Consider the following 20,062-nt stretch of genomic DNA (forward strand, 5'->3'; position numbering starts at 1 on the left):
CATCGTGGGCGCCGCTGACCCGTTCCAGCTGTTCCGCATCCTCTTCGAGGTCATCCGCGGCGGCGGGCTGAACAACCCCGACGTGGCGTTCATGCTCGACCAGTGCCACAACATCGAGGCCAAGATCCCCGGTCAGATCCGCTCCGTGCTGAACGTGCAGGAGATGACCGCCCGCGCCCTGCTCGTGGACCGCGATGCCCTGGCGGCAGCGCAGAGCGCAAACGACGTGCTCGGCGCCCAGGCCGTCTTCATGGATGCCTTCTACACCGACGTGCGCCCGGCGCTGGCCGAGTGGCGCGAGTCGCGCGGGCTTCCCGCCGACCCGATGGCCGCCTACGCCGCCTCGGGCTACCAGCAGAAGATCGAGGCCGAGCGGGTCGGCGGCACGCAGGCCGGCTGGGGCGCCTGATGACCCACGCCGCCCGGGACCGCACGCTCGACGGCCCGCATGGGCCGCTGGGCGTGCGGACCTACGCGCCTGCCGGCGGGGCCCGCGTGGGCCTCGTATGGGCGCACGGCGGCGGGTTCGCCGGCGGTGACCTCGACATGCCCGAAGGCGACTGGGTCTGCCGCCAGCTGGCCGACCGCGGGATCGCCGTGGTGTCGGTCGACTACGCCCTCGCTCCGGTGCCGGAGGGGTGGACCATGCCCCCCGCCGGACACGACCGGGCCCGCGTGCGTTATCCCGTGGCGTCGGAAGAGGTCGGCTTCGCCTTCTCGTGGGCGCTCGATTCCGGACTCGCCGACGGCCCGTGGGCGCTCGGCGGCGCGAGCGCCGGCGGCAACCTCGCCGCCGGCGCCACCCTGCGCCGGCTGCACACCGGGGATACCCTCCCGGCACTGGTGGTGCTCGCCTACCCGACGCTGCAGGCCGTGCAGGCGGCAGCGGATGCCGAGCTGCGCGCCCTGCTCGACGCCGAGCCCGAGGCCGACCGCTTCGGCGCGGACATCATCCGCACCATGTACGAGAACTACCTCGGCGGCTCGGTCGACACCGCCGACGCCTACGCGATCCCCGGGATCGCCACGACCGCGCAGCTCAGGGGCTTCCCCCCGGTGCTCATGATCAACGGCGAGGCCGACGAGCTGCGCATGTCGGGCGAGGCCTTCGCGCGCTCGCTCGCCGCCGCCGGCTGCGCCGTGGATGCCGTCACCGAGCGCGGGACCCAGCACGGCCACCTCAACCGCCCCGCCGAGGCGGCGGCATCCCTCTCCATCGAGCGCATCGCCGCTCGGCTCACCCACCTCGCCTGACACGCCACCCGAAGGACCATCCACATGACGAACCCCGCAGCCGCCGAGCTCATCGCCCGCAGCAACCGCCTGGGCGCCGACCCGAAGAACACCAACTACGCCGGCGGCAACACCTCCGCCAAGGGCACCGAGACCGACCCGGTCACCGGCGACCCCGTCGAGCTGCTGTGGGTCAAGGGCTCCGGCGGCGACCTCGGCACCCTCACCGAGAAGGGCCTGGCCGTGCTGCGGCTCGACCGCATGCGGGCCCTCGTGAACGTCTACCCCGGCGTCGACCGCGAGGACGAGATGGTCGCGGCCTTCGACTACTGCCTGCACGGCAAGGGCGGCGCCGCCCCGTCGATCGACACCGCCATGCACGGCCTGGTGGATGCCGCGCACGTCGACCACCTGCACCCTGACTCGGGCATCGCGATCGCGACCGCCGCCGACGGCGAGAAGCTCACCTCCGAGATCTTCGGCGACAAGGTCGTCTGGGTGCCGTGGCGTCGCCCCGGCTTCCAGCTGGGCCTGGACATCGCCGAGATCAAGGCGAAGAACCCGCAGGCCATCGGCTGCATCCTCGGTGGCCACGGCATCACCGCGTGGGGCGACACCTCGGAGGAATCCGAGCGCAACAGCCTGTGGATCATCGACACCGCCGCCGCCTACATCGCAAGCAACGGCAAGGCCGACCCGTTCGGCGGTGTGCGCGCCGGATTCGAGGCGCTCCCCGAAGCCGAGCGGCGCGCCCGCGCGGCCGCCCTCGCGCCGACGATCCGAGGCCTGGCATCCACCGACAAGCCCATGGTGGGCCACTACACCGACAGCGACGTGGTGCTGGACTTCCTCGCCTCCGAGAAGGCACCGGCTCTCGCCGCGCTCGGGACGAGCTGCCCCGACCACTTCCTGCGCACCAAGGTCAAGCCGCTGATCCTCGACCTGCCGGCATCCGCCTCGGTCGACGAGCAGCTCGCCCGCCTGCAGGAGCTGCACGTCGAGTACCGCGCCGACTACCAGGCGTACTACGACGCGCATGCAGATGCTTCGAGCCCCGCGATCCGCGGCGCAGACCCGCTCATCGTGCTCGTCCCCGGCGTCGGCATGTTCAGCTACGGCGCGAACAAGCAGACCGCGCGCGTCGCCGGTGAGTTCTACGTCAACGCGATCAACGTCATGCGCGGCGCCGAGGCGCTGTCGACCTACTCCCCCATCTCGGATGCCGAGAAGTTCCGCATCGAGTACTGGGCGCTCGAAGAGGCCAAGCTGCAGCGGATGCCCAAGCCCAAGAGCCACCAGGGCCGCATCGCGTTCGTGACGGGCGCGGCGTCCGGCATCGGCAAGGCCATCGCCACCCGCCTGGCCGCCGAGGGCGCGTGCGTCGTCGTCGCCGACCTCGACCTAGAGAAGGCGCAGGCCGCGGCCGCCGAGCTGGGCGGCACCGACGTCGCGATCGGCGTCGCCGCGAACGTGGCGGATGCCGCGGGCGTGCAGGCTGCGATCGATGCGACCGTGCTCGCGTTCGGCGGCGTCGACCTCGTCGTCAACAACGCCGGTCTGTCGCTGTCGAAGCCGCTGCTGGAGACCACCGAGAAGGACTGGGACCTGCAGCACGATGTCATGGCCAAGGGCTCGTTCCTCGTCGCGAAGGCCGCCGCGAAGGCGCTCATCGAGCAGAAGATGGGCGGCGACGTCATCTACATCTCGTCGAAGAACAGCGTCTTCGCCGGCCCCAACAACATCGCGTACTCCGCCACTAAGGCCGACCAGGCCCACCAGGTGCGTCTGCTGGCCGTGGAGCTCGGCGAGCACGGGGTGCGCGTCAACGGCATCAACCCCGACGGCGTCGTGCGGGGCTCGGGGATCTTCGCGTCCGGCTGGGGCGCGAACCGCGCCGCGACGTACGGCGTGAATGAGGAGGACCTCGGCCAGTTCTACGCGAACCGTACGATCCTCAAGCGCGAGGTCGTTCCCGAGAACGTCGCCGACGCGGTGTACGTGCTCACCGGTCCGGAGCTCTCGCGCACGACCGGGCTGCACATCCCCGTGGACTCCGGCGTCGCCGCCGCGTTCCTGCGATGAGCGTGGGCGCGGGTTCGTCGGGGGTCGGCGCCGTCGCGGCGGTCGACCTGGGTGCGACGAGCGGCAGGGTGATCGTCGGGCAGGTGGGCCAGGACACGCTCGAGGCGACGACGGTGGCCCGGTTCGCGAACGACCCGGTGGCCACGCCCGACGGAATGCACTGGAATCTGCTCGGGCTGTACAGCGCGGCTCTCGCCGGGCTGCGTCAGGCCCTGCGCGCGGCGCCCGACGTCGCCAGCATCGGCGTGGATTCGTGGGCCGTGGACTACGGGCTGCTGCGCGACGGGCGGCTGCTGGGCACGCCCTTCCACTACCGCGATTCCCGCACCGAGCGCGGCGTCGCTGCGGTGCACGAGCGGATGCCGCACGCGGAGCTCTACCGCCGCAACGGGCTGCAGTTCCTGCCGTTCAACACGCTGTACCAGCTGGGCGCGGAGCCGACGGATCTGCTCGGCTTCGCCGACACGGCGCTTCTCGTGCCGGACCTCATCGGCTACTGGCTGACGGGGCAGGCGCGCACCGAGGTCACCAACGCCTCGACGACCGGGCTGCTGCAGGCCGACACGAGAACGTGGGACGAGGAGCTGATGGCCGCGCTGGGGCTCCCCCGCGGCATCCTCCCCGCCCTCATCGCCCCGGGCGAGCGCCTGGGTGCGCTGCTGCCCGAGGTGGCCGCCTCGCTCGGCGCCGGGTCGGGCGTGTCCGTCACTGCGGTGGGGTCGCACGACACGGCTTCGGCGGTCGTCGCGGTGCCGATGCGGTCGGAGTCCGCGGCATACATCTCCTGCGGCACGTGGGGGCTCGTCGGCGTCGAGGTGGAGCGGCCCGTGCTCACCGACGAGGCACTCGCGGCGAACTTCACCAACGAGGGCGGCGTGGACGGTCGCGTGCGGCTGCTGCACAACGTCATGGGCCTGTGGGTGCTGAGCGAGACGGTGCGCGGCTGGGAGCGCGAGGGCCACGACATCGACCTGCCGACGCTGCTCGGCGCCGCGGCCGAGGTGGATCCCGCCACGGTGCCGGTGTTCGACGTCGACGACCCGCGCTTCCTCCCGCCGGGCGACATGCCCGCCCGCATCGCCGCCTGGTGCGCCGAGCATGACGTCGCGGCGCCCCGCACGCACGCGGAGTTCGCGCGCTCGATCGTCGAGTCGCTCGCGCAGGCCTTCGCCGACACCGCGCGGCTCGCGGGTCGCATCGGCGGGGTGGACGTCGAGACGATCCACATCGTCGGCGGCGGGTCGCTCAACCGGCTGCTCTGCCAGCGCACCGCCGACCGGGCGGGGATGCCGGTGCTGGCCGGCCCCGTCGAGGCGACAGCCCTCGGCAACCTGCTGGTGCAGGGCCGCGCGGCCGGGTTCGTGGGAGGCTCCCTGGAGTCGCTGCGAGACCTCGTGGCACGCACGCACGCCCCGACACGTTACGACCCCCGCCCCCGCGAGTGAGTATTGTCGCCGTCGAGTGAGTATCGGCGTCTTCGAGTGAGTATTCGAGGCGTCGAGTGAGTGTTCGACGTGCCGACTGAGTATTCGAGGAGACCACCGATGACCGGATACGGCGCCGCATTCGACTGGGCGCGGCGGCACGTCGAGGCGGAACGCCTCCCGTCCGCCGTCCTGGGTATCGCGACAGCGGAGGGCGTCGTTGCCCTCGATGCTTTCGGCGCCACCCATGGCCGCACCGCGCACGTGGACGATCCCTACCGCTTGTTCTCGATCACCAAGGTCCTCACCGGCCTCACGACCGCGCGCGCGATCGAGCACGGCCTGCTCACGGCGGAGACCCCACTGACAGCGGCCGTCCCGGATTTCGGAGCCGACCGCGACGACGTGGTGCGGCTGCGTCATCTGGTGAGCCACACGTCCGGCATCCCGGAGCCTCCGCTCGACAGCGCGGTGCCGCTGCGGCAGGCGTTGCTCGAGCCGGGTCGGGATTTCGCCGCCGGCGCCGCATCGCGGTACTCGACCATCGCGTTCGAGGGGGTCGCGGCGGTCGTCGAACAGGCCACGGGCCGCTCCTGGGATGCCGATGTGGCGGCCTGGGCCCACGCCGTCGGCGCCGGCGGGCTGACGCTGGACGAAGCGTCCGACCCGCATGCGGTGGTGGACGGCCCGGAGCTCGGATTCGATGCGGATGCCTTCGCCGCACAGCGCAACCCGGGGGCGGGCATGATCGGCACGGCTGCCGACCTGCTCGCCATCGGCGCGGCGTTGCTGCGAGACGAGGGCGAGATCGTGCAGCCGGCGACGCTGGCGATGATGCGGCGACCGCTCACCGGCGGCATCCCGAGGCTGGAGCCCTACCCCGCCGAGCGCGGCCAGGACTGGGGCTTCACCTGGAACCTGCGCACGCGCGCGCCCGGCTTGATCGACCAGGACGTGTACGGACACGCCGGCTGGGCGGGTACCGAGTTCTGGGTGCATCCGACGGCGGGCGTCGCCTACGTGCTGCTCACCAACCGCGTGCAGCGCCCCGGAGTGGATGCCGACGAGCTCGACAACGCCGTCGTGTGCGGCCTCTGATCCGCGAGTGAGTATTCGACCCCTCGAGTGAGTACTCGCCGCGGATACTCACTCGGCACCGCGGCGGAAGCCGGCGGTGGAACCGCGGCGGATCAGGTGCGGCTCCACGATGACGCGTTGATGAAGGTGACCGTCGCTGTCGCCGATCTCCTCGAGCAGAAGGCTCATGGCCGCCGCGCCGAGACTCTCGCCGTGCATCGACACCGTCGTGAGGGTCACCGATGTCACCGCGGCCGTCGAGTTGTGGTCGCACCCCATGACGGCCATCTCGCCCGGCACATCGATCCCCCGGCGCTCCATCTCGGCGATGAACCCGGCGGCGAGCGTGTCGGTGACCGCCACGACGCCGTCTGGCCGCGTGTCCGGCCCGCGCGCGGCGATGCGTTCGGCCGCCGCAGCACCGCTGCTCTCGGTGAGGTCAGCGACGCGCATCTCCTCGAAGCGCACCACACCCTGCGTCTCCCGCACGGCGCGACGCAAACCCTCTCGGCGCAGGGCCACCGGCTGCAGCGACGGGTCGACGCCGCCGACGAAGAGCAGCCTTTCGCATCCTTCGTCGATCAGGTGACGTCCCGCGATGTAACCGACCTGCTCGTTGTCCACGACGACGCAGCAGTCGTCGCCGGGACCGGGGTCGTAGTTCACGAGCACCACGGGGCATCCCCGCTTGCGCAGCTTCTGGATCTGCTCCGACGAGTCCCGCATGGGAGCCAGCAGGAGCCCGGCCACCCGTGCTTCGTCGAAGAAGTCCACGTTGGCGGCCTGCAGCTCGAAGTCGTCCTGGCTGCCGGCGAGCAGCAGGTTCAGTCCCCGCTCCCGGGCGGTCTGCTGGGCGCCCAGCGCGACGTCGACGAACATCGAGTTGGCCAGATCGATCACGACGAGCCCGATACTGCGGGACCCGCCTCCGGCGAGCGAACTCGCGTTGGCGTCACGCACGAACCCGAGGGCCTCGATCGACTCCCGCACCCGGTCCCGGGTGCGGGGGCTCACCTTGTCGGGGTGGTTGAGGACGTGCGACACCGTTCCCATGGACACCCCGGCATGCCGCGCGACATCGCGAAGCTTGGGGGGCGCATCCGACTCACGTGGCACGCGGCTCCTCATCTCGATGTCACCGTAGCGCAGGTCGTCATCCCTTGATCGCGCCCGAGGTCATCCCGGCCACGATCTGACGGTTGAAGAAGATGAACATGATCAGCGGCGGGATGGTGATCAGCAGCACGTCCATGAACAGCAGGTTCCACTGGTTCAGACCCTGCGACTGGTAGTTGTACAGCGTGAGCTGCACCGTGGCGTTGTCCATACCGGGCAGGAAGTACAGCGCGTACGTGAAGTCGTTGAACACGGTGACCGCCTGCACCACGATGACCGTGACGATCACCGAGCGCAGCAGCGGGAAGATCACCTGGAAGAAGAGCCGGATGGGCCCGGCGCCGTCGATCAGCGCCGCCTCGTCGAGCTCGCGGGGGATCGTTCCGACGAACGCCTTGAACAGCAGGATGCAGAACGACAGGCCGAACGCGACGTGCACGGCGATGAGGCCGGTGAGCGATCCGTACAGGCCGGTGCCCTGCAGCACCCAGATGGTGGGCACGACGGCGGGAGGGATGATCAGGCCTGCCAGCACGCAGAAGTTGATCAGGCCGTTCCATCGGGACTGCCGACGCTGGAGCACATAGCCCACCATCGCGGCGAGCACGACCATGATGGCCACGGCCACGACGGTGAGCACGGTGCTGTTGATGAACGCCCGGATGAGGATGAAATCGTTCGTCCTCACCACCGTCATCAGGTTCTCGAAGAACACCCACTCCGTCGGCCAGGTGAACTCCAGCCGCGACGCCTCCTGCTGGGTTTTGCCTGCGGTGAGCACGATGAACGCGAAGGGCACGAGGAAGACCACGGCGGCCAGCGCCAGCGAGACGAGCCCGAGGACGACGCCGTTCTTCTGCTTGCGGGTCTTCATGATTCGCTGCCTTTGCGATTGAGCCAGTACGAGAGCGGGACCATGATCGCGGCCACGACGAGGAACAGCACGACGTTCCCGGCAGTGGACAGACCGAAGAATCCGGCCTGGTACTGCTTGTAGATGACGGAGGCGATCACGTCGCTGGTGAAGCCGGGGCCGCCCCCGGTCATCGCCCAGATGAGGTCGAACGAGCGCAGGCCGCCGATGAGGGAGAGGATGACGACCGTGACGGTCGCCGGGCGCGCCAGCGGAAGGATGATGGAGCGGAACTTGTGCCAAGAAGAGGCGCCGTCGACCTCAGCCGCTTCGAAGTACTCCTGCGGGATCGCGACGATGCCGGCGATGTAGATCAGGGTGGCCAGGCCCACGCCCTTCCAGACGTCGACGAAGGCCACCGACAGCAGCGCCAGGTTCGGATCGGTGAGCCAGCCCGGGCCCTCGATTCCGACGAGGGCGAGCAGCTGGTTGACCATGCCGTCGAAGGGGTCCAGCAGCACGGTGAAGGTGACTCCGACGCCGATGGTGCTCACCAGGACCGGGAAGAACACCACCGATCGCAGGAACCCGCGGGCGATGATCTGCGATGTGAGCAGGATCGCCAGCAGCAGGCCGAGCACGACCTTGGTCGCTGAGGTGATGAAGGCGTAGATGAAGGTGTTGGTGAACCCCTGCACCAGCGCCGGTTCGCGGAAGAACTGCACGAAGTTGTCCAGACCGATGAACTCGACGTCGAACAGGGTCCACCGGGTGAGCGAGAAGTAGAAGGATGCCGCCGTGGGGACGATGAACAGGACGAGGAAGAACACCCCCGCGGGCATGTGGAACCACAGCGGGTACGGACTGGCGCGCCGACGAGGGGGCGCTTGCTTGCGGTCTCGGCGCATGGGGGCGGCTGTCGCGGTTGCCATCACTTCTCCTTCAGCGGGGCGGGACCGGTTGCGCCGGCCCCGCCCCGCGTTCGCGGAATGTCCTACCAGTCCAGCCCGAGCTGCTTGGCCTGCTTGATGACGTCCTGGTCGTACAGGGCGGCACCGTCGGCAGCTGAGCGGATGCCGGAGCCGACCTCGACCGTGATCTGCTCGAGCGAGGGTCCCTTGATCGGGGACAGGAACTCGAGCGCGAGGCCGGTGCGTCCCTCGTCGAAGTAGGACTGCATGTCGCCGACGAGCGACGCGGCGGTCTCGGGCAGTTCGCAGCCCTCGATCACGAACGGACCGCCGAGGGTGGTCGCAGCGCCCTGGATGGCGCAGCTCTCGGGGGTGACGAGCCAGGCGATGAATTCCTTCGCCGCCTCGAGCTGAGCACCCGTGGTGGTCTGCGGCACGTAGACGCCGTTGTTCATCCAGACGGTGAGACCGTTGCTGTCAGCGTCGTCGCTCGGGAACGGGAAGACGCCGATCGAGCCGTCGGCCTCGGGGTAGTTCGCACCGATCGCCTCGGCGACGTTGAGCGTCAGCATCGGGTAGTGCGCGCCTTCGCCCTCCGCGAGCATGCGCACCGCGTCGTCGTAGGTGGCGGATGCGAAGTCCCGGTTCAGCACGCCGGCGTCGTAGACGTCCTGCAGGTGCTGGAAGCCGGCCAGAGCGGGCTCGTTCACGAACTTGGCTTCACCCGCGGTGTACTGCTCGGCCCAGTCGGGTTCGACGGCGGTGACGTTGTAGAAGTCGCCCAGCACCGGCACCTGGGAGGTCCACGCGTCGCCGTAGCTCTGGATGACGCCGACGAGACCGGCGTCGGTCACCGCCTTCGCGTTGGCGATGAACTCGTCCCACGTGGTGGGGACCTCGAGCCCGAGCTGGGCGTAGATGTCCTTGTTGTAGACGATGGCGCCGGCGAACGACGCGCCGACGGGGGCGCCGTAGATGCCGTCCTCGGTCGAGACGGCCTGGATGAAGTTCTCGTCGATCGCGTCGATCCAGTCCTGGTCGTCCAGGGCGACGAGCGTCTTCTCCGGGTTCAGCGCCTTCATCAGGGAACCGGAGTTGTACCAGAACATGTCGTTCATGTCGCCGGTCGACAGGCGCGTCTTGACGAGGTTGTCGCCCTCGCCACCGGCGGGGTGCGTCTCGATCTCGATGGTGACGTCGGGGTTGACCTCGGCGTATCCCTCGACGAGGGCCTCCCACAGGGCGATCGAGGACGGGTTGCTGTCGATGTAGACCGACAGCTCGCTGCCGTCCCCAGCGTCCCCGCCGCCGGCGCAGCCGACCAGCGTCAGCGCGGCCACCATCCCTGCGGCGCCCAGCGCCAGTCGACGCGGTTGCGCGTTTGCCATGGTTTACCTCCTTGTAGACCTCGTCACCGGCTTCGGCAACGATGTTGAAGCGATTCACTTGGATGTGAATGTAGGCCTCCGAGCCCGCGATGTCAAAAGGACCTCAGAGAACCTCCAGAAGTGACGACAACCGCGTTTTGTTGCGGTTGACGCAGTTTGGTCCGTCGCCATAGGGTCGAGACGACCGCGTTTGAAGCGATTCATTGACGCCTTGATCTCGAGAGGAAGACGATGACCGTCTTGCCCCCCACCCACGACGCTACGTCGCAGACGCGCGTCACTCGGCTGCGCTGCCAGCACGACGACCGACTCACCGCGGTTCCACCGGGTCCCGTGCTCTTGCGATGGGAGGCCGAGTCGGACGCGGCCGCCGCCTGCCAACTCGGATACGAGGTGCAGACACGCGCCACGGGGGGCGACTGGATCGCTTCAGATGTGGTGCCGTCCTCTGCGGCCATCGACATCCCCGCCGGCACCGTACCCCTGGCACCGCGCGAGATCCGCGAACACCGCGTACGGATCGGGACCCCTGACGGCTGGACCGCCTGGAGCGAGACGCTCACCGTGGAGGGCGCGATCACCGCCGCCGAGCTGACGGCCGAGGTGATCGACATCGACAGCGTCACCGAGGGGCCCGCACCTGTCTTCCGCAGGGAGTTCACCCTCGAAGCCGTGCCGCTACGCGCACGCCTGTACATCTCGGCACTCGGGGTCTACGAGGTGCGCGTCAACGGCGAGCGCGTCACCGACGGCATCCTGAACCCGGGGTGGACGTCGTACCAGGAGCGCATCCTGCTGGACACGGTGGACGTGGGCCGGAACCTGCGGGTCGGCGCCAACGCGATAGAGATCACTGTGGCCGACGGCTGGTACCGCGGCCGCATGGGCTTCGCGGACCGCACGGAGATCTACGGCGACCGCATCGGCCCCATCGCCCAGCTCGAGCTCACCGACCGCGACGGCCACGTCGCGACCCTCGTGACCGACACCACCTGGCGGGGTGGCTTCGGCGCGGTGCGTTGCGCGAGCATCTACGACGGCACCGCCATCGACCTCACGGCCGCCGTCGACAGCGCGTCCCCAGGTTTCGACGACAGTCACTGGCAGCCGGCCCGGATCGTGCCGTTCGACCGCGACGTGTTCATCCCCCGGCCCCTCGTCCCGGTGCGCGAGATCGCCACGCTGCCGATGTCGCTGACAGAGCGCGACGGCGCGATCGCGCTGGACGCCCACCAGAACATCTCCGGCTGGGTACGGCTCGACGTCGAGGGCAGGCGCGGCGCGACCGTCACCGTGCGCCACGCCGAGGTGCTCGAGCCCGACGGGGCGCTGCACACGGCGGCGCTGCGCACGGCCAAGGCGACCGACACCTATGTGCTCGATCGCGACGGCCGTCACAAGCTCGAGCCGGTGTTCACCTTCCACGGATTCCGCTACGCGGAGGTCGTCGGCGACGTGCAGATCATCTCCGCCGACGCCGTCGCGATCTCCAGCGACCTGCGGCCGCGCTCGGAGTTCCACAGCTCCCACGCCGCGCTCGACCGATTCCACGAAAACGTCGCATGGTCGCAGCGCGACAACTTCGTCTCGCTGCCCACCGACTGCCCTCAGCGTGACGAGCGGCTGGGCTGGACCGGCGACGCGCAGGCGTTCGCCGCCACCGCCAACACGCTGTTCGACAGTGAGTCCTTCTGGGCGTCGTGGCTGCGCGACCTCGAAGTGGAGCAGGATGACGACGGCGCGGTGGCCTCGCTCGTCCCCAACATCATCGTGCCCGGCGATCTGCTGATGGGCGGGGCGGCCGTCGACGATATGGGACGCGCCGGGTGGGCCGACGCGGCCACCATCGTCCCCATGGCCAGCTACGACGCCTACGGCTCCGCCGAGGTGCTGCGGGTGCAGCTGACCAGCATGCGACGCTGGGTCGAGCACCTCCGTCGGCGCGCCGGATCCGACGTGCTCCTTCCGGAAGAGCCTTTCCAATACGGCGACTGGCTCGACCCCGACGCCCCGGGCGACCGGCCCTGGGAGGCCAAGACCTCTCCGCTGTTCGTGGCGAACTGCTTCTACGCGCGATCTGCCGCACTGCTGGCCCGCGCGGAGGAGATCCTCGGCGAGGATGCCACGGCGCACCGTGAGCTCGCTTCGCGGGTGGCCGCAGCCGTCTGGGACCGCTGGCAGGACGAGGCGCTGCTCACTCAGACCGGTGCCGCACTGTGCCTCGAGTTCGACATCGCCCCCGAGGGCGAGCGCGCGGCACTCGCCGAGGCCCTGGCCGCCAACGTCCGCGCCGAGAACGGCAGGATCGCCACCGGGTTCCTCGGCACGCCGCTCGTCCTGTTCGCGCTCAGCCGCAACGGCCACCTCACGGAGGCCTATCGGATGCTGCTGCGCCGCGAGGCGCCCTCGTGGCTGTACCAGGTCGATCGCGGCGCGACCACGGTGTGGGAGCGCTGGGACGCGATCAAGCCGGACGGGACCATCCACAACGGGGCCATGGACTCGAAGGAAGGGGACAGCATGATCTCCTTCAACCACTACGCGTACGGGGCGGTCATCGACTGGGTCTATCGCACGGTGGCGGGTCTCGACCCGATCGAGCCCGGCTACCGGGCGGTGCGGATCGCGCCCCGCCCCGCCGAGAGCCTGCGTCACGCCCGCGCCCAGGTGCGCACGCCCTACGGCATCCTGGCGATCGATTGGGAGGTCATGGACGACGGCGCCTTCCGCGCCGAGCTCACCGTGCCCTTCGGCGTGCGCGCGCACCTCGACCTGCCGACCACGTCGCGGTCGACCGTCACCGTCGACGGCGCGCCCGCGCCCGCGCCCGCGACGCTGGCCCACGGACGCCACCGCCTGGAGGTGACCGCCGCCGCGGTCGTGCCCAGCGACGCGCCCTCGTCGTGACGCACGGGCACCGCGACGACCGACCCGCCCGCTGGGACAGGGACCGCCTCGTCGCCCTCTCCCGCGCCGCGGGAGCAGACCGGCTGCCCGATCTGCTCCCCGCGGCTTCCGGGCGCGACTGGTTCTACCCGCCCACCCAATACGAGGCCGGGGCCCTCCATCGCCTGATCGCGCAAGGACGCGGCGCCAACCGGCACGTCGACTACGCCGAGAACGTGGGCGGGACCGCCCGGCGGGCGATCTTCCGGACGCGGCTGCCCGCTTCGACCCCCTCTCTCGCCCCGCTGACCACCGGCGAGGCGACGGCACGCGCCGACGGGGTGGCGCTCCCCCTCGGCGCGGACGGCGTCATCGACACATCGTCTCTTGCCGCGGGCTCGATCCTCGAGATCGAGGTGCGCACGGCGGACGCGACGATCCCCCCAGCCGCAGCCCTCCCCGCCGTCGGCTGGACGTGGGAGGCGTCGATGGACGGCGCGCGATGGGAGCGGGTGTCGCCGCGGCCCGGCGACGACGTGCCTCCGCACGAGCGCGGCGAGCCGACCGTCGAACTCCCGCTGCGCCCGATCTCCGACGCCGGATCCGACCTGTACGGGCTCGACGCGCCCGTGCTCGGGCGCGTGCAGATCGTCGCGGCATCCCGTCCCGTCCTCACCACGGGCGAGTCGCCGGAGGAGGCCGCCGCGGGGCCCGGCGCCGGCGAGAGCCGGTTCGACCTCACCGAGACAGCACCCGGGGTCTACCTCAGCGACCACGCGCTGGGCTTTCGCTACGCCGCCGTGACCGGCGCCGTCGCGACCACCGTGACGGTGCACGCCCACGTGCGCCCCGCGCCGCGGCGGGGAGCCTTCCTCACCGACGACGAGGCGCTTAACCGCATCTGGGCGACGAGCGCCTACACCCTGCGCCTGTGCATGCAGACGCTTCTGGTCGACGGGATCAAGCGCGATCGGATGCCATGGATGGGGGACCACGCCCTCGGGGTGCTGACCAACGCCGCCGCCTTCGCCGACGCGGACATCGTGCGCACGACGCTGCGCGCCCTCGGACGACCGACCCACGGATACGTCAACGGAATCTCGGACTACTCGCTCTGGTGGGTCATCTCGCACGGGCTCTATCAGCGACAGTTCGGCGACGTCGACTTCGCACTCGACGAAGCCGAGCACGTGCACGCGTTCATGACGGACCTCGCGGCCCATGCGGATGCCGACGGGGTCCTGCGTCCGCCGCGCGTCGCGGGGTCGTTCGCGCATGCCGGACCGGGCGCGGTCTTCCTGGACTGGGGGGTATCGGTCCGCGAAGACGGCACCCCGACGGCCCTCCAGATCCTCTGGCACTGGGCACTGACCAGCGCCGCGCTGGTGCTCGAGGCGGCGGGACATCCCGGGAGCGCCCGCTGGCATGCCGCTGCCGCCGCACTGAAGACAGTGCTGGTGGAGCGCGCGTGGCGCCCCGCCGAACGCCTCTGGAGCGAATACCTCGACGAGGCGGAGTGCGCGAGCGCCTATCCCAACTTCCTCGCGATCCTCGCCGGGCTCGATTCCGACCCGTCGCCGGCCTCAGCCCTCCTCGCGCAGTCGGCGGGCGGAACGCCCTTCATGCGCGCCTTCGCCCTGCTGGCGCTCGGCCGTGCCGGCGAGCGGAACGCGGCCGTGGCAGAGGTGCGCCGCCTGTGGTCGGGCATGCTCGACGCGGGCGCGACGACCTTCTGGGAGGAATTCGTCGACGCCGGCTCCCCCTGGGAGATGTACGGCCGCCCGTTCGGCAAGAGCCTCTGCCACGCCTGGTCCGCGGGCCCGGCGGCGCTGCTGCCCGAGCTCGTGCTCGGCATCCGCCCGCTCGCCGACGGGTGGCGACGGTTCACGGTGGACCCGCGCCTCGGATCGCTGGGGTGGGCGGCTGCCGTCACCCCCACGCCGCACGGCGACATCGTCACCGACGCGCGGCCGGGCGAGCTGTGGGTGACCCTGCCGGCGGGGACGACGCTCGTGGTGGACGCGGTCGAGTACCCCGGCCCCGCGGAGGTGCTCCTCCCCTCCCACCCGAGCGAGTGAGTATTCGACCCCTCGAGTGAGTACTCGCGTCGAATACTTACTCGGTGGCGCGAATGCTCACTCGGCGGCCAAGGCGGCGCGGGCAGGGCCCAGCGACAGCTCGGCGGTTCGCACCGCCTGGCCGGTCTCGAGGGAGCGGTTGCCGGCGAGGCCGACAGACACCGAGCGCACCCCGTCGTCCCACGTCGCGGCGCGGCCGAGCGGATCGTCCGCAGCTCCCACGAACAGGTCCCGCAACAGCTGCACGTCACCGCCGCCGTGCCCGCCCTCGCCCTCGGGGATCGGCACCTCCCGCGCCACGTCGAAGTGACGCTGGACCACCAGTCGCTCACTGACCGGCCGACCGTCGTCGTCGCGCACCGCGTCGGGCCGCGCGCTCGGGTCCACCACGGGGCGACCGTTGTCCGCGACGAGCACCGCCCCGCGCTCGACGACCGTCAGCTCGGCACGACCGCGGGTGCCGTTGACGGCTACGGTGTACCCCTCCCACGGCGAGTGCGCGTTGAGCGCATACGACATCGATGCGCCCCCGGCGTAGTCCACCACGAGCGCGAGGTTGTCCTCGATCGTGATGCCGGCATCGAACACGTCCCGGTCGCGCAGGTAGCCGTCGTACGCCTCCTGCTCCAGGTACAGGCCCCGCAGCGTCGGGTCGTCGCGCAGGTCGAGGCTGAACGCGTCGCGCAGCGGCGAGTCGTCTGTCCCCCGCGCGGGCCGGGGGCCAAGGCCACGCCGCGCGGCGTTGTCGGCCCCGTAGAACCGCAGGCCGCCACTGGCGAACACCCGGGTGGGCGCGTCGCCGATCCACCAGTTGACCAAGTCGAAGTGGTGGCTGGCCTTGTGGATGAGGAGCCCCCCGGAGCTCTCCTTGTCGCGGTGCCAGCGCCGGAAGTAGTCCGCGCCGTGGGCGGTGTCGAGCACCCACTCGAAGTGCACCGACGTCACCTCGCCGATCTCGCCCGAGGCGATCACCTGCTTCAGCGCGCTGTTGCGCGGCGAGTACCGGTAGTTGAACGTGACCACGACCGGCAGCCCGGTCCGCTCGGCGGCTTCGGCGATGCGGCGCACCCCGGCCGCGGTGGTCGTCAGCGGCTTCTCGACGATGGCGCCCGCGCCGGCCTCGAGCGCGGTGACGACGTGGTCGTCATGGGTCCAGTCCGGTGACGTGACGATCACCCGGTCCACGCGGTGGCGGCGCACCGCCTCGGCAAGCTCGGCCGGCGCGAACCGCGCGGGCACCGGCGCACCGGCATCCACGAGACTTCGCTCGTACCAGTCCATCCGGCCCGGGTTGGTGTCGCTCCACGCGACCAGCTCCGCGGTGTCGGCGTGGGGGCCGGTGATGGCGTCGATGTACATCTGGGCTCGGCTGCCGGTGCCCACCAGGGCGTATCGAGTGCGCATGGCGGCCCTCACTTGATACCGGTCGTGGCGATGCCCTTGACCAGGTACTTCTGGCCGATCAGGAACGCCAGGAACAGCGGGATGAGCGAGACGACCGACATCGCGAACATCGCGCCGTAGTTCGACGAGGACTGTGCGTCGATGAACCCCTTCAGCGCGACCGAGACCGGGAAGTTGTCGCGCGTGCGCAGATAGATGAGCGGGCCGAAGAAGTCGCCCCACGTCCAGATGAACGTGAAGATCGTCGTCGTCGCGAGCGCCGGCACCATGAGCGGCAAAGTGACCTGACCGAAGATGCGGGCGTGGCCTGCGCCGTCGATGCGCGCCGCCTCGAAGATCTCCTTCGGGAGCCCGCGGATGAACTGCACCATCAGGAAGACGAAGAACGCGTCGGTGGCGAGGAACTTCGGCACGATGAGAGGGAGGAACGTCTCGAGCCAGCCGAGCTCGCGGAAGATGATGAACTGCGGCACCAGCACCACGTGGAAGGGCAGCATGATCGTGCCCAGCATGATCACGAAGTAGGCGTTGCGTCCCCAGAACTTCAGGCGGGCGAACGCGTATGCCGCAAGCGAGCACGACACGAGGTTTCCGATGATCGCGCCCACCACGAGGATCGTGGAGTTCATCAGGAACACGCTGAACGGCAGCTGCTGGGCGGTCCACCCGCGTATGTAGTTCTCGAGGGTGAGGTCGGTGGTGAAGATGCCGAGGTCGGTGAAGATGTCGGCGTTGGGCTTCAGCGACGACACGACCAGCCAGATGAGCGGGTAGATCATCACGATCGACAGCAGGATGAGTCCGGCGTGCTTGAACACCGATCGGACGTTGCCCCGGCGGCGCAGGCGACGGCGCTCGTCGTCGCCTGCGTTCGGCAGGACGACGGCCAGGGTGGCGTCGGTCGTGGTGGTCATGGTGCTCTCTTCCGCGCGGACGTAGATGGGGGCGGGGCCGGGCTGCTCAGTCGTCATAGAACACCCAGAACTTCGACAGCCAGAAGTTGAAGGCGGTGAAGCCGCCGATGATCAGCAGCAGGAACCACGCCATGGCCGAGGCGTACCCCATGTTCAGTTCGGTGAACGCCTCCTTGTAGAGGTAGAGCGTGAAGAACATGGTCGAATCCGACGGACCGCCCGTGCCTCCCGACACGATGTAGGCTTGCGTGAACGACTGGAACGCGAAGATGATCTGGAGCACCAGGTTGAAGAAGATGATCGGCGTCAGCAGCGGGAAGGTGATCGAGAAGAACCGGCGGATCTTGCCGGCGCCGTCCATCTGGGCGGCCTCGTAGTACATCTCCGGGATCTGGCGGAGCCCTGCGAGGAAGATCACCATCGGCGACCCGAACGTCCAGACGTGAAGGATGATGATCGTCGCCAGCGCGTAGTCGGGATGGGATATCCATCCAGGACCCTCGATGCCGAACACGGCCAGGAACGAGTTGACGATCCCGTCCTTGCCGAAGACCTGACGCCAGAGGATCGCGATGGCCACCGACCCGCCCAACAGGCTCGGCAGGTAGAAGACCGACCGGTAGAACGCCAGGCCCTTCATGCCGCGATCCAGCAGCATCGCGACGGCCAGGGCCAGCGCCAGCTGCAGCGGCACCGAGACGATGACGTAGGTCAGCGTCACTCGCAGGGAGTTCCACAGGCGGGCGTCGCCGAGCATCTCGACGATGTTGTCCAAACCCGACCACCGCGGCGGCTGCAGCAGGTTGTAGTCCGTGAACGCGAGGTACAGCGACGCGAGCATGGGGCCGATGGTGAACACCACGACGCCGATCAGCCACGGCGCGAGAAAAAGGTACCCCGCCTTGTTGTCGGGGTTGCGGGTGCGACCGCCGCGCGCACCGCCCGTGCCGCGCGGTTGGCGCGCGATCTTGCGCAACTCGCCGATGCTGCTCACGGAGACCTCCTCGTCTCGTTCGGGGGCACATGGAAGAAACCGCTTTCACGTGCGCCGATCAGTATGGACCACTCAAGGGGACGAGGTCAAACGATCCCCTGGGTCCGTAATCACAGGCCTTCGCACTGACCGCGGCATCCGCCTTGCATAACGACGTTGCATCAACAATTGACACCGTGGAGCGCCACTGCTACTTTCCGGTGAAAGCGGTTTCTTCCGATGCCGCGTGCGTTCGGCGGCGCCCGCCTCCGAACGGGGCGCCGAAGCAGGCACCCGGGGACACGACACGAAAAGAGGCGCAATGACGCGTTCACCACGACCCATCGCGGCCCGCGCGGCAGCCGGGACCATCCTCGTCGCGGCGCTGGCCCTCTCGGGCTGCTCCGGCGCAGCAGACCCCGCCCCCGCGGCGAGCGGCGGCTTCGATCCCGAAGAGGAGATCGAACTGCAGATCGCCTGGTGGGGCAACGACGAGCGGTCGGCGATCATGGCCGAGGCGATCGACCTGTTCGAGGCGGAATACCCGAACATCACAGTCGTCGAGCAGCCCGTCGGCGCCCCGGACGACCTCTTCAACCGCCTGGCCACCGACTTCGCGTCGGGAACCGCACCCGACGTCTTCGCCCTCGGCGGCGCGAAGCCGCAGGAGTACGGGGCGGCGGGCGCCCTGCTCGATCTCTCGACCGTCAGCGAGCAGCTGCCGACCGACGCGTACCCCGACTTCACGCTCACGAGCGCGACGGTGAACGACACGCTCTACGGCCTGCCCACCGGCGGCAACGCGATCGGCGTGCTGATCAACCCCACCATCTTCGAGGCGGCCGGAGTGGAACTCCCCGACGCATCGTGGACCTGGGAGGACTTCACCGACATCGCCAACGAGGTCTCGGCCAATGCCGGCGACGGCATCGTCGGACTCGACCTGCGTGTGCAGGACGTTCTGGGCACCTATGCCGCCCAGTACACCGAGACCGGCATCTACGGCTGGGACGGCGAGCTGACGGTCGACGCCGACGTGATCCAGCAGTGGTACGAGATGGAGCAGGAGCTCGTCGAGGGCGGCGGCCTTCCCGACCCGTCGGTGATCGTGGAGCACTGGAACGTCACGCCCGACCTCTCGCTCTTCGGCACGGGCAGAGCCGGGATGACCTTCGCCTACAGCAACCAGATCGGCGCCTACCAGGGCGGCACCGGCGCTGAGGTTCAGATCCTCACCCCGCCGTCGTCCACCGATGTCTCCGGCGTCGCGGTGCTGCCGTCGCAATTCTGGGCGATCGCCTCCGAGACCGATCACCCCGAGGCGGCTGCCCTGCTCGTGGACTGGCTGCTGAACCAGCCGGCGCCCGCGGAGCTGATCCTGGCCAACCGCGGTCTGCCGTTCAACCCCGACACCCTGGCCGTCGTGGAGCCGCTCCTGGCTCCTGCCGACGCGCTGTCGGCGGAGTACGTCGGCACCGTGCTGGAGGTGGGCGTCGAAGCACCGCCGCAGCCGGCGGGCGGGGCAATGCTCAACGAGCTGTCACAGCGCATCGAATCCGACATCCTCTTCGGCAACACCAGCGCTGAGGACGGCGCTCGCCAGTGGGTGGAAGAGTTGACGGCGGCGCTCGCCAACGGCTGACCGCACCCGGCGTGGGCGGGCTCTCCGACGGGGAGTCCGCCCACGCCTGCGCGTCGCGAGAGGTTTTCACAGGACGAGGAG

The 20,062-nt window shown here is 69.7% G+C and carries 14 protein-coding genes and 1 pseudogene; 8 read left to right on the top strand and 7 right to left on the bottom strand.

The window, feature by feature from the left end; all coding sequences use genetic code 11:
• From NQ160_RS02385 to NQ160_RS02405, 5 genes and pseudogenes are all read left to right on the top strand, one after another.
• Positions 1–409: pseudogene (locus NQ160_RS02385) on the top strand (L-rhamnose isomerase); the annotation flags it as partial.
• Positions 409–1,254: an alpha/beta hydrolase gene (locus NQ160_RS02390; protein ID WP_257513640.1), complete on the top strand. Its 846-nt coding sequence runs from the start codon at positions 409–411 to the stop codon at positions 1,252–1,254. The pseudogene NQ160_RS02385 and the gene NQ160_RS02390, both read left to right, overlap by 1 nt.
• Before the next feature lie 24 nt (positions 1,255–1,278).
• A complete protein-coding gene (locus tag NQ160_RS02395) occupies positions 1,279–3,315 on the top strand; it encodes a bifunctional aldolase/short-chain dehydrogenase (protein ID WP_257513641.1) in 2,037 nt (678 codons plus the stop codon).
• Positions 3,312–4,760: a rhamnulokinase gene (locus NQ160_RS02400; RefSeq protein WP_257513642.1), complete on the top strand. Its 1,449-nt coding sequence runs from the start codon at positions 3,312–3,314 to the stop codon at positions 4,758–4,760. Before NQ160_RS02395 ends, NQ160_RS02400 begins: the two co-directional genes overlap by 4 nt.
• Before the next feature lie 99 nt (positions 4,761–4,859).
• Positions 4,860–5,837, top strand: a complete 978-nt coding sequence (locus NQ160_RS02405; protein ID WP_257513643.1) for a serine hydrolase domain-containing protein — start codon at positions 4,860–4,862, stop codon at positions 5,835–5,837.
• A 48-nt stretch (positions 5,838–5,885) separates the two neighbouring features.
• On the opposite strand, the gene NQ160_RS02410 is transcribed toward NQ160_RS02405, so the two are convergent.
• The 4 genes from NQ160_RS02410 to NQ160_RS02425 form a co-directional block, all read right to left on the bottom strand.
• Complete coding sequence (locus NQ160_RS02410) at positions 5,886–6,932, bottom strand: LacI family DNA-binding transcriptional regulator (protein ID WP_257513644.1); 1,047 nt, start codon at positions 6,930–6,932, stop codon at positions 5,886–5,888.
• 37 nt (positions 6,933–6,969) lie between these two features.
• Positions 6,970–7,806 carry a carbohydrate ABC transporter permease gene (locus tag NQ160_RS02415; protein ID WP_257513645.1) on the bottom strand — a complete coding sequence of 279 codons (837 nt, stop codon included), beginning with the start codon at positions 7,804–7,806 and terminating at the stop codon, positions 6,970–6,972.
• Positions 7,803–8,717 carry a carbohydrate ABC transporter permease gene (locus tag NQ160_RS02420; RefSeq protein WP_257513646.1) on the bottom strand — a complete coding sequence of 305 codons (915 nt, stop codon included), beginning with the start codon at positions 8,715–8,717 and terminating at the stop codon, positions 7,803–7,805. Before NQ160_RS02420 ends, NQ160_RS02415 begins: the two co-directional genes overlap by 4 nt.
• A 62-nt stretch (positions 8,718–8,779) precedes the next feature.
• The gene (locus NQ160_RS02425) at positions 8,780–10,084 is read right to left on the bottom strand and encodes an ABC transporter substrate-binding protein (RefSeq protein WP_257513647.1); all 1,305 of its coding nucleotides are present in this window, start codon (positions 10,082–10,084) and stop codon (positions 8,780–8,782) included.
• Between the two features lie 231 nt (positions 10,085–10,315).
• Between NQ160_RS02425 and NQ160_RS02430 the strand changes: the two genes are divergently transcribed.
• Together NQ160_RS02430 and NQ160_RS02435 are read left to right on the top strand one after the other, a co-directional pair.
• Positions 10,316–12,991, top strand: coding sequence for an alpha-L-rhamnosidase (locus NQ160_RS02430; protein WP_257513648.1), 2,676 nt, complete (start codon positions 10,316–10,318; stop codon positions 12,989–12,991).
• Positions 12,988–15,048, top strand: coding sequence for an alpha-L-rhamnosidase-related protein (locus tag NQ160_RS02435; RefSeq protein WP_257513649.1), 2,061 nt, complete (start codon positions 12,988–12,990; stop codon positions 15,046–15,048). The genes NQ160_RS02430 and NQ160_RS02435 overlap by 4 nt, the downstream gene beginning before the upstream one ends.
• A gap of 57 nt (positions 15,049–15,105) precedes the next feature.
• Here NQ160_RS02435 and NQ160_RS02440 read toward each other — a convergent pair whose 3' ends face one another.
• From NQ160_RS02440 to NQ160_RS02450, 3 genes are read right to left on the bottom strand one after another with little or no spacing between them, the layout of a single operon-like run.
• Positions 15,106–16,452 (bottom strand): Gfo/Idh/MocA family protein, encoded by a 1,347-nt coding sequence (locus NQ160_RS02440; protein WP_257513650.1) that lies wholly within the window; start codon positions 16,450–16,452, stop codon positions 15,106–15,108.
• An 8-nt stretch (positions 16,453–16,460) separates the two neighbouring features.
• Complete coding sequence (locus NQ160_RS02445; RefSeq protein ID WP_257513651.1) at positions 16,461–17,366, bottom strand: carbohydrate ABC transporter permease; 906 nt, start codon at positions 17,364–17,366, stop codon at positions 16,461–16,463.
• A gap of 46 nt (positions 17,367–17,412) precedes the next feature.
• On the bottom strand, positions 17,413–18,360 hold the full coding sequence (locus NQ160_RS02450) for a carbohydrate ABC transporter permease (RefSeq protein WP_257513652.1): 948 nt from the start codon (positions 18,358–18,360) through the stop codon (positions 17,413–17,415).
• 301 nt (positions 18,361–18,661) lie between these two features.
• On the opposite strand from NQ160_RS02450, the gene NQ160_RS02455 reads away from it, so the two are divergent.
• Positions 18,662–19,981, top strand: a complete 1,320-nt coding sequence (locus tag NQ160_RS02455) for an ABC transporter substrate-binding protein (protein ID WP_257513653.1) — start codon at positions 18,662–18,664, stop codon at positions 19,979–19,981.
• Positions 19,982–20,062 lie beyond the last annotated feature (81 nt).

It is taken from the genome of Microbacterium sp. zg.Y909, assembly GCF_024626565.1.

Bases quoted from the DNA above. Each gene is read 5' to 3' on its own strand.
- NQ160_RS02415 (WP_257513645.1), bottom strand. From the start codon at position 7,806: ATGAAGACCCGCAAGCAGAAGAACGGCGTCGTCCTCGGGCTCGTCTCG.
- NQ160_RS02445 (WP_257513651.1), bottom strand. From the start codon at position 17,366: ATGACCACCACGACCGACGCCACCCTGGCCGTCGTCCTGCCGAACGCA.
- NQ160_RS02430 (WP_257513648.1), top strand. From the start codon at position 10,316: ATGACCGTCTTGCCCCCCACCCACGACGCTACGTCGCAGACGCGCGTC.
- NQ160_RS02425 (WP_257513647.1), bottom strand. From the start codon at position 10,084: ATGGCAAACGCGCAACCGCGTCGACTGGCGCTGGGCGCCGCAGGGATG.
- NQ160_RS02390 (WP_257513640.1), top strand. From the start codon at position 409: ATGACCCACGCCGCCCGGGACCGCACGCTCGACGGCCCGCATGGGCCG.
- NQ160_RS02405 (WP_257513643.1), top strand. From the start codon at position 4,860: ATGACCGGATACGGCGCCGCATTCGACTGGGCGCGGCGGCACGTCGAG.
- NQ160_RS02395 (WP_257513641.1), top strand. From the start codon at position 1,279: ATGACGAACCCCGCAGCCGCCGAGCTCATCGCCCGCAGCAACCGCCTG.
- NQ160_RS02440 (WP_257513650.1), bottom strand. From the start codon at position 16,452: ATGCGCACTCGATACGCCCTGGTGGGCACCGGCAGCCGAGCCCAGATG.
- NQ160_RS02420 (WP_257513646.1), bottom strand. From the start codon at position 8,717: ATGGCAACCGCGACAGCCGCCCCCATGCGCCGAGACCGCAAGCAAGCG.
- NQ160_RS02400 (WP_257513642.1), top strand. From the start codon at position 3,312: ATGAGCGTGGGCGCGGGTTCGTCGGGGGTCGGCGCCGTCGCGGCGGTC.
- NQ160_RS02455 (WP_257513653.1), top strand. From the start codon at position 18,662: ATGACGCGTTCACCACGACCCATCGCGGCCCGCGCGGCAGCCGGGACC.